8 protein-coding genes and 1 pseudogene are annotated in these 8,855 nt (G+C 71.9%); 2 read left to right on the top strand and 7 right to left on the bottom strand.

Annotated features, from left to right (window positions below; genetic code table 11):
• A pseudogene (locus tag RIM90_RS28565) lies at positions 1-125 on the top strand (ribonucleoside-diphosphate reductase); the annotation flags it as partial.
• Positions 126-165: 40 nt separating this feature from the next.
• Here the strand turns inward: RIM90_RS28565 and RIM90_RS28560 are convergent.
• Positions 166-393, bottom strand: a complete 228-nt coding sequence (locus tag RIM90_RS28560) for a hypothetical protein (protein ID WP_309063643.1) — start codon at positions 391-393, stop codon at positions 166-168.
• Positions 394-486: 93 nt separating this feature from the next.
• On the opposite strand from RIM90_RS28560, the gene RIM90_RS28555 reads away from it, so the two are divergent.
• On the top strand, positions 487-1,449 hold the full coding sequence (locus tag RIM90_RS28555; protein WP_309063642.1) for a helix-turn-helix domain-containing protein: 963 nt from the start codon (positions 487-489) through the stop codon (positions 1,447-1,449).
• A 21-nt stretch (positions 1,450-1,470) separates the two neighbouring features.
• Here the strand turns inward: RIM90_RS28555 and RIM90_RS28550 are convergent, their stop codons facing one another.
• The 6 genes from RIM90_RS28550 to RIM90_RS28525 form a co-directional block, all read right to left on the bottom strand.
• Positions 1,471-2,841 carry a cytochrome P450 gene (locus RIM90_RS28550; RefSeq protein WP_309063641.1) on the bottom strand — a complete coding sequence of 457 codons (1,371 nt, stop codon included), beginning with the start codon at positions 2,839-2,841 and terminating at the stop codon, positions 1,471-1,473.
• Complete coding sequence (cyc1, locus tag RIM90_RS28545) at positions 2,838-3,923, bottom strand: epi-isozizaene synthase (RefSeq protein ID WP_309063640.1); 1,086 nt, start codon at positions 3,921-3,923, stop codon at positions 2,838-2,840. Before cyc1 ends, RIM90_RS28550 begins: the two co-directional genes overlap by 4 nt.
• Before the next feature lie 290 nt (positions 3,924-4,213).
• Positions 4,214-4,864 (bottom strand): peptide deformylase, encoded by a 651-nt coding sequence (gene def, locus RIM90_RS28540; protein ID WP_309063639.1) that lies wholly within the window; start codon positions 4,862-4,864, stop codon positions 4,214-4,216.
• Between the two features lie 79 nt (positions 4,865-4,943).
• Positions 4,944-5,924, bottom strand: coding sequence for a hypothetical protein (locus tag RIM90_RS28535; RefSeq protein WP_309063638.1), 981 nt, complete (start codon positions 5,922-5,924; stop codon positions 4,944-4,946).
• 157 nt (positions 5,925-6,081) lie between these two features.
• On the bottom strand, positions 6,082-7,353 hold the full coding sequence (locus RIM90_RS28530) for an HD domain-containing protein (protein WP_309063637.1): 1,272 nt from the start codon (positions 7,351-7,353) through the stop codon (positions 6,082-6,084).
• Complete coding sequence (locus RIM90_RS28525; RefSeq protein ID WP_309063636.1) at positions 7,350-8,705, bottom strand: HD-GYP domain-containing protein; 1,356 nt, start codon at positions 8,703-8,705, stop codon at positions 7,350-7,352. The genes RIM90_RS28530 and RIM90_RS28525 overlap by 4 nt, the downstream gene beginning before the upstream one ends.
• Positions 8,706-8,855 lie beyond the last annotated feature (150 nt).

The following is an 8,855-nucleotide window of genomic DNA, read 5'->3' as shown; positions in this document are numbered from 1 at the left end:
CGGAGAACCCGTTCTCCTTCATGGAGCTCCAGGGCGTCCAGGAGCTGACGAACTTCTTCGAGCGGCGCCCGTCCGCGTACCAGGTCGCCGTGGAGGGCACGGTCGACCTGGACGAGGACTTCTAGGGGACTCTCCGGAGGGTGCCGGCCCGGGTGCCACCCCGCCTCACGCCGCCCGCGCGGTGCGGTGCGGCGTGGCGCCCCGTGCGGCGCGGGCCGGCGCGGCGGGGGCGTCGCGCCGTTCCGCGGCGGCCCGGTCCGCCTCCGCCTGCCGGATCTGCCGGTCGATCCGCCGGTCGCGCACGATGCCGATCACGGCGGGGAGGACCATCAGGACCAGCAGGCCGAGGACGGTCAGTGTGCCGAGCAGTGCTTCCACGTGTGTCGTATCCATGGACACCACTGTCGCTCCGGGCGCTCCCCACCGGCAGTGGCAGGACTGCCGTACACCCTCGATTTACTGCCAACGATGCGGCACACTGGAGACATGCTCCGGAATGTGGTCGTCGTCCTCCTCGACGGCGTGAACCCCTTTGAACTCGGCGTCGTCTGCGAGGTCTTCGGCGTGGACCGCAGCGACGACGGCCTGCCGGTCTACGACTTCGCCGTCGCCTCGGCCGAGGGCCGCGCGCTGCGCAGCAGCACGGGCTTCTCCCTCCGGATCGAGCACGGCCTGGAGCGCCTGGAGACGGCGGACCTCATCGCCGTGCCGGCCGGCTCCCGCTACGCCACGCGGGACTTCCCGCCCGAGCTGCTGGACGCCCTGCGCCGGGGCGTGGACCGGGGCGCCCGGGTGCTCAGCGTCTGCTCCGGTGTGTTCGTGCTCGCCGCCGCCGGGCTCCTCGACGGCCGGCGCGCCGCCGCCCACTGGCTTCACGCGGAGGACCTGACCAGGCGGTACCCCCATCTGACCGTCGAACCGGACGTGCTCTACGTCGACGAGGACCCGGTGATCACTTCCGCGGGCACCGCCGCCGGCATCGACGCCTGTCTGCACCTGGTGCGCAGGGAGCAGGGTCCGGAGGTCGCCAACAAGATCGCCCGGCGGATGGTCGTGCCCCCGCACCGCGACGGCGGCCAGGCCCAGTACATCGAGCGCCCGCTGCCGCCGTCCGGGGGCGACACGGTCTCCGAGGTGCTGGTGTGGATGGAGCGGCATCTCGACGAGGAGGTCACCGTCGAGCAGCTGGCCGCGCGCGCCCACATGTCTCCGCGCACCTTCGCCCGCCGCTTCCGGCAGGAGACCGGCACCACGCCCTACCGCTGGATCCTGCGCCAGCGCGTCCTGCTGGCCCAGCGTCTGCTGGAGGCGACGGACGAGACGGTGGACGCGATCGCGGGCCGCACCGGTTTCGGCGACGCGGCCGCCCTGCGCCACCACTTCGTACGCGCCGTGGGGACCACGCCGAACGCCTACCGGCGGACGTTCCGCGGCCCCCAGGCCGCCTGAACGCCCGCCGGCAGGCGGGTCTCACCGTGCGACCGGCCTCAGCAGCAGCCGGTTCGGGCGCAGCGTGATGCCGACGCGCGTGGTGTCGTCCGAACCGGCCACCGGCTCGAAGCGGAACCGGGTGGCCATCGTCGCGGTGGTCAGTGCCAGCACGGCCATCGAGAAGTGGTCGCCCGGGCACTTGCGGTTGCCCGTGCTGAAGGGCCGCATGGCGTATTTCGGTACGTCCTTCGAGCGTTCCGGAAGCCACCGGTCGGGGTCGAACTCCAGGTGACGCTCGAACGACTCCGGATCACGCTGGATCGCGTACGGGCTGTAGACGATGTCCGCCCCGGCCGGAATGCGATATCCCCCGAGTTCAGTTTCGGTCACCGCCCGGCGGGTCAGAATCCAGACGGCCGGGCGCAAACGCATTGCCTCGACGACGACATTGTTGGTGTGCGTGAGCCTGCGGACGTCCTCGAATGTCACGGGGCGCCCACCGGTCACGGCCTCTACTTCGTCGCGCACCTTGTCCCCGTGTTCCGGGTGTTCGGCGAGCAGCTTGAGCAGCCACATGATCGTGGACGCGATCGTCTCACTGCCGGCGGTGAGTATCGCGACCACCTGGTCGTGTATCTCCTGCTCCCCTATGGGGTCGCCATTGTCGTCCTTCGCCTCCAGCAATAACGTCAGCAAATCGTTCGGTTTTTGATCGGATGCGCGGCGCTCGGCCACGATCTCGTCGACGAGGAGGTGCATATCGGCCAACGCCCGGTTGAATGCGCGATTGGCCGGAAGCGGCAGTTTGTACAGCGGGCCGAGCGGCACCACCATCCGCCGGTACATCCCGCCGAAGACGGTGGTCAGCGCGGCGCCCAGCCGCTCCGCGCGCTCGTCGATGGACCGGCCGCGCAGCAGGCACCGGGCCGCGACGCGCACGGCGATCCGGAAGGACTCGGAGGTGCAGTCGACGGTCTGCCCGGAGGCCCACCGTCCGGTCAGGGCGTGCGCCTCCTCCTCCATGACCGGACCGTAGGCGGGGAGGGCGTCGAGCCTGAAGGCGGGCTGGATGGTGCGCCGCTGGCGCCGGTGCAGCGGACCGTTGGCGGTGGCCACGCCCTCCTTGCCGAGCAGGCCCTCCAGGGACTCCCACAGCGGCCCGGAGATGATGTAGTCGGGACTCAGCGCCAGCGCCCCGGTGAGGGCGGGCGTGGTGACGGCGTACACCGTCTTCGGGCCGAGCCTCAGGCGCACGATGTCGCCGTGGTCACGCAGCCGGGTCATGAAGGCCAACGGGTCGCGGACCAGCTCCCAGCCGTGGCCGAGGACGGGAACACCGCCGGCCGCCACCGGCGGCTCGCGCAGTTCGGTCGCCGCGGACGGTTCGGATTTCACCGACTCGACGGTCATTTCTCACCTGCCGCTTCGTTGTTGACGTACGGGGGCGTGGACCGGTCGTCCCAGCTGTCGACCATGTACCGGCCGGACTCGTGGTGGAACCAGTAGACGGAACTGAACCAGTTCCGCATATTGTCGAGGCAGACGCGCACGGCGGCGCTCATTTCCTTTCCCCGTACCGTGCCGTCGTCGAGGCCGTCGGCGAATCGCAAGGCGGCCTGTTCGACTTCCAGGAATTCGCTGATGCATTCCTCGACGCGGCGCCTCACTTCCGCGATCGATTCTTCGAGCGTCAGTCCCTCGTGAGTGATGAGGCTGATTCCCAGATTGTGCACCTCGCCGCCCGCTATTTCCTTCGGCAGTGAGCACAGGTCGTTGTACCAGGCGGCGAATTCCTGGCTGAGCAGTGCCGCCCTCCGGTAGGCCGGGTTCTTCCGTACCGTGTCCGGGAGTTCACAGCCGGCACTGGGTTCCAGGAGATCGGTCCATATCCAGTGCGCGAAGGTGAGCCGGCGGAGTTCCAGGTATTCCTCGACGGTGGGGACGATTCCCTCCGTGCGGTTGTGGAACTCCCGGTCGTACGCCTCGATCACCGCGTGGAAGTGCCGCGCGAACCGGGCGTTCCAGGTGCCGGACAGGAACGCGTACAGCCGCTGCACGCTGTCCGCGAGCCCCGCCACCACCGGGTCCTCGTGACCCAGGTGGTCGGCGGGGCTGTCGAGGGCCGAGTGCAACCCGTCCTTCAGCCGCCGCCAGGCGGCGGGGCGGCCGTGCACGATGTCGCGGTCGTGCCGGTCGTCCCAGACGAAGAACCACGCGCTGTAGTCCGCTATCGCCTGCAGGACCTCGTCGGGGGCTCCTGTGTAGTAGCCCGCCATGAGGTCGGTGTAGCACAGCCCGTCGGCGTGTTCCTCCACCTTGTCGGCCGGCATGAGCCGCTTTTCGAGCAGCCATGCCCGTGTCGCCCCCTGGAGCTTTGGCCAATACGGGTGGAGTTGCCGGGGAAACGCCGCCTCGATCACCGGGAGAGACAGCGCCGGTGGAACTGCGATGGTGGTCGGTGTCGATGTGGTGCCGTGTGACAAAGCATGCACGAACAATCCCCTCTCAGCCGCCAGTTGGCGTGCTCCGCCCCCGCGCCGGGCGCACGCCGGTGCGTATCCCCGCACCTCCATTCAGCACCACAACTGACCGTTCTGGGAACGGATTTGCTTCATTCGCTCCACCAGGACGCCGAGATTCCGCTGTGACGTGACCGGTTCCGGATCAATGCGGGGCGATAGGGGATCGCACGCGTGACGGACAGACGAACGGCGCCCGATCCGGGAGCAGGTCCGGTCGGACGCCGTGCGCGAGGGGCTCTGCGGCCCCGGTGGCCGGGGCGTCAGTCGTTGGCGACCACGGGGTAACGCGGCTCGTTCTCGGCCATCTGCCGCAGCGCGTCCTTGCGTTCCCGCTTGGACAGCCGGTCGATGTAGAGGTAGCCGTAGAGGTGGTCGGTCTCGTGCTGCAAACACCGTGCGAAGTAGCCGGTGCCGCGCACCTTGATGGGGTTGCCCCTCTCGTCCTGACCGGTCACCTCGGCGTAGTCGGGGCGGGCCAGCGGAGCGTACGCGGTCGGCACCGACAGACAGCCCTCGTTGCTGTCGTCCAGCCGACGCTTCTCGGCGGGCAGTTCGACCAGCTTGGGGTTGCAGACCACACCGACGTGGCGCACGCCCTCGTCGTCGGGGCAGTCGTAGACGAAGACCTTCAGGTCGACGCCGATCTGGTTGGCGGCCAGGCCCACGCCCTCGGCGGTGCGCTGGCTGGCGAACATGTCGTCGACCAGCTTGCGCAGCTCGTCGTCGAACTCCGTGACGTCCTTGCACTCCTTGTGCAGCACCGGATTCCCGACGACCGTGATCGGACGGGAGGTGCCGCGCTCGCGGTAGGCGGCCTCGCGCTCCTCGCAGTCCTCCGTGTCGATCACGTACCCCTCGTCGTCGACGGGGAGCACGCCCACGTGCTGCTGATCGGTGTCCTGCTGAGCCATGACCGACGTATGCCTTCCTGGAAAACATGGGGGTGTGATGCTGATACAGGGTACGGCGACCGGTCCGCGGAGCCGCGCGCTAGCAGACCTCTTCCAGGTCCCGCCAGTCACGCGAGTCCGGGCTGTCCGCCACCCACCCGTCCAGCAGTCCCCGGACCAGCGAAGCCGGCGCGGCCACGCCGCACTCCCGCTCCGGCACCCACAACTGCCCGTCGGTGCGGTGGCCGAGCGGCCCGGGATGCCCCGGCTCGCTGTGGTCGTGCGGGTCGAGGTGCTCGCCCTCGCCCTCGTCGGACGGCATCCGGGACTCCGAGCACATCCGGCACAGCAGCCGTACGGAGGACGACCAGTCCTCGGCGGCGAAACCCGCGTCGGAGGCCAGCTGCTCCAGCGCGTCCCGGTCGGCCTCGGTCGCGGCCTCCAGCAGCACCACCCAGGTCGGCACCGGTGAGGGCGCCCACAACTCGATCTCGTCGAAGACCGGGTAGGTGTGCCCGGCGGCCGTGCTCCGCTCCCCGTGCGGCACGCCGTCGTGCAGCACGACCTCGCCCCAGCGGCGCCCGGAGGACGGCAGCGGAATGGACAGCACCTCGATCCGGGCGGGGTCGAGGCGTCGCCCCCACACGACCTCCGCCTCCCCCTCCGGGGACAGCCGTACGGCCGCGCTGCCCAGGTCCATGCCGAGGGGCTCGCCGGAGTCGGTGGCGGGACCGGGGACCCTGAGTCCGTAGGCCTGCCAGGCCCTCCGGGCCAGCGGCCAGTCCTGCAGGGCGGTGGCGGCGATGCCGACGTTCCACCAGTCGGGAGCCCCGGTGTCGCGGTCGAGCAGCGCGACGGCTCGCAGGCCGGCCGCGCGCGCCTGCTCCCAGTCGTGCCGGAACTTGTGCAGCAGCGCGAGGTTGAACCAGGACTCCGACAGCCAGGGTTCCAGATCGGCGGCCCGTGTCAGCAGCGCGCCCGCGTCCTCGTACCGGCCGTCGCCGATGAGCGTGAACGCGCGGTCCGTGGCCTGCCGCCAGGAGGCGGAGGGCCGGTGCCGTCCCTTGCCGAAGATCCTCACGATTCCCGCCTGCCAGTTCCGTTCGGTGGGCTGGCTGTGTCTTTCCGCGCCCCCGGACACCCTCTTCTTCGCATCCAACCACGTACGGCCGGAGAGGCGCTCATTACCCATGGGTTACCCAGCCCCGGGCGGGGTCAGACAGCCCCGTTCGCGACCCTCACCACGCCCGGTCCCTGGACGCACGCGGCGCTCGGCTCCCGTACGCACGCACCACCTCCGTGTTCCGTGACAGCACCCGGGCCAGCGCCTCGACCACCTCCGGGGCGTACTCCCCGGCGGTCGCCAGCCGGAGTTCCTCCAGCGCGGTCAGCGGCCCGCCGGGCCCTCCTTCCCGGGACTTCTCCTCGTACGCGTTCACCACCCGGACGATCCGCGCGGCGAGCGGCTGTTCCCGGTGCGGGTCGGCCTGCCGCTCGACGATCCGGGCCACCCGGGGGTCCACCCCGGTCTGGCGTACGACCGCGCCGCCGAGCAGGGCGATCCGCCGCTGCTCGGTGACCGGCAGGCCGGCGGTGGCGCCCGCGGGGACCGGGTCGACGAGGCTGAGCTGGCCGATGTCGTGCATGAGGGCCGCGTACTCGAGCACGGTCAGCTCGGGCTCGGTCAGCCCGAGGTCCCGGCCCACCGCCTGGCTGAGCGCCGCGACCCGGTGGGCGTGCCCGGCCGGGGTGTACCCGGCGATCTCGGTGGCCCGCGCGAGGGAGGCGATGGTCTGCCGGTAGGTGGCGCGCACGGCGGCGTACCGCCGGTAGGACAGCTGTGCGAGCAGCAGCGGTACGGAGAAGACGGGCAGCGCCCACAGCCCCACGACCGCGACCCCGAGCGCCATCACCGCGCCCGTGGCGACGACGGCGGCCCCGATGCCGGGCACGGCCCGCAGTTCGTCGCGCAGCATCGGCAGGAAGGGCCACCCCGTGCGGGAGTGGGCCAGCGCGGCGGCGAGCACGGCGTCGCACAGCGCGGTGAGGGACAGCAGGGCGAGCAGCAGCAGCGCGTGGGCCGGCCCGCTCCAGTCGTCGAACGTGCCCTGGCTGTAGAGGGGCTGGAAGCACACGGCGACGAAGCCGACGGTGAGCACCCGGCGGGCCAGCGGGTCGAGGGTGGGGCCGTGGCCGCGCCCGACGTGCGGCACGCTGCCGAGCAGGGAGGCGGCGAGCACCACGGTGACGGCCTGGGCGGCGCCGTGGTGGGTGGGCCGGCCGCCGGCCTCGCCGAGCAGCGCGTACGCCAGCGACCCGGCGGCGGCGAGCGGCGCGGCCTGCCTGATCAGCGTCCCGCTGCGCCGGGTGAGCTCGCCGACGGTGACGAGCACACCGAAGGCGAGGGCGGTACCGCGTTCCTCGACGCCGTTGTGGAGGGTGGTGCCCAGGGCCCCGGCGGCGAGGACCGCGGCGCACAGGTGGACGAAGGTGTGCAGCCCGGGCCTCATCGGCGCGCCCCGGGCCGGTCGGTGACCGGTGCGGCGGGCGCGGGAACGGCACGGGCGCGGGCGTCGTCGGCGGTCACCGCGGGATGCCATCCGGCCCGGCCGATCACGCGCACCAGGGCGGCCACCATCCGTGGGTCGAAGTGGGATCCCGCGCACCGCTGGAGCTCCTTCAGCGCCACGGGCACGGGCCGGGCCCGGCTGTAGGAGCGGGTGGAGGTCATCGCGTCGAAGGCGTCGGCGACGGCGACCACCCGCGCGGACTCCGGGATCTGACTGCCCGCCAGCCCGTAGGGGTAGCCGGTGCCGTCCAGCCGCTCGTGGTGGTGCAGCACCGCCGCCCGGGCCTCGCCCAGGAAGGAGATCCCCCGCACCATCTCGTGCCCGTACTCGGGGTGCAGTTCGATCACCCGCCGCTCCTCGGGGGTGAGCGGACCGTCCTTGGTGAGCAGCCGGGTGGGCACGCCGAGCTTGCCGACGTCGTGCAGGATGCCCGCGAACCGCAGCACCTCGACCCGCTCGTCGTCCATGCCCAGTTCGCGCGCGATCATCATCGACGCCTGTCCGACGCGCTCACTGTGCCCGCGCGTGTACCCGTCCTTGATGTCGACGGCCTGGACGAGCGCGCGGATCGTCGCCTGGTGCGCGGCCCGTTCCCGGTGGTACTGGGCGAACGCCCACCACGAGACGCACATCGGCAGCAGCACGAGGAGCGCGGCCACGGGGCCGTAGGGGCTGCGCCACAGCAGGGCCATCATGAGTCCGGCGAGGCCGTGCACGGTGATCGGCGCCAGTGACCGCAGGAACAACCGCCACCAGGCGGCCGGCCCCGCCCTCCGTCCCCCGCGCCGCAGGGGTACGCCCGCCGTCAGCGCCAGGACGGCGCCGTCCAGCAGGGTGAGCACCAGGCAGAACACCAGCACCGCGGCCCCGGCCGTCCCGAGCGCGAGCGGGACGTCGCAGTCCGCCACCGCGTCCCGGCCACCGGTCATCCGGTGGACCCGGCTCGCGGCCCACACCGCGAGCACCAGCCGGCCGGCCCGCCAGAGCCGCCGGGCCAGGTACGGCCGCCGCGCCACGGGCATGAGCAGTGCCCCGGGCAGGGCGGCCAGCGCCGCGGCGGGCTCCGGCAGCAGAAAGGCCCCGGCGAGCAGAACGGGGTAGAAGGTTCCGCCCGGGTGCGGGGTGCCGACGAGACGCGACCGGGCGAGGCGCTCGCAGCCGCCGTACAGCGCGGCGAGCAGGGCGACCGCCCACCAGGGGGCGCGGACGCCCGGGAGGGACAGCAGACAGAGCAGGCCCGCCAGGACGACACCGGCGACCAGCGCGCGGGCCCGTACCGGTAACGCCTCCATGAGCCCCTCCCCGACCGTGCCTGCCGCACTCGACCTGCCGCCTGCCAGGCTCTGGAGCCTAGGACGGCGGGGGGCGCCTCCGCGGGCCGATAACCCGCGGATTAGCACGTACGAGTGACGACGGTCCCCTTACGGGGTAGCCGCACGCCG

Origin of the sequence: Streptomyces sp. (assembly GCF_031181555.1) — a bacterium.
Taxonomy (GTDB): Bacteria; Actinomycetota; Actinomycetes; order Streptomycetales; family Streptomycetaceae; genus Streptomyces; species Streptomyces fimbriatus.
Note: the sequence above shows the minus strand (reverse complement) of the source record. Positions and strands in the feature narration are given on the sequence as shown.

Bases quoted from the DNA above. Each gene is read 5' to 3' on its own strand.
- RIM90_RS28560 (WP_309063643.1), bottom strand. From the start codon at position 393: ATGGATACGACACACGTGGAAGCACTGCTCGGCACACTGACCGTCCTC.
- RIM90_RS28555 (WP_309063642.1), top strand. From the start codon at position 487: ATGCTCCGGAATGTGGTCGTCGTCCTCCTCGACGGCGTGAACCCCTTT.
- RIM90_RS28550 (WP_309063641.1), bottom strand. From the start codon at position 2,841: ATGACCGTCGAGTCGGTGAAATCCGAACCGTCCGCGGCGACCGAACTG.
- def (WP_309063639.1), bottom strand. From the start codon at position 4,864: ATGGCTCAGCAGGACACCGATCAGCAGCACGTGGGCGTGCTCCCCGTC.
- RIM90_RS28530 (WP_309063637.1), bottom strand. From the start codon at position 7,353: ATGAGGCCCGGGCTGCACACCTTCGTCCACCTGTGCGCCGCGGTCCTC.
- RIM90_RS28525 (WP_309063636.1), bottom strand. From the start codon at position 8,705: ATGGAGGCGTTACCGGTACGGGCCCGCGCGCTGGTCGCCGGTGTCGTC.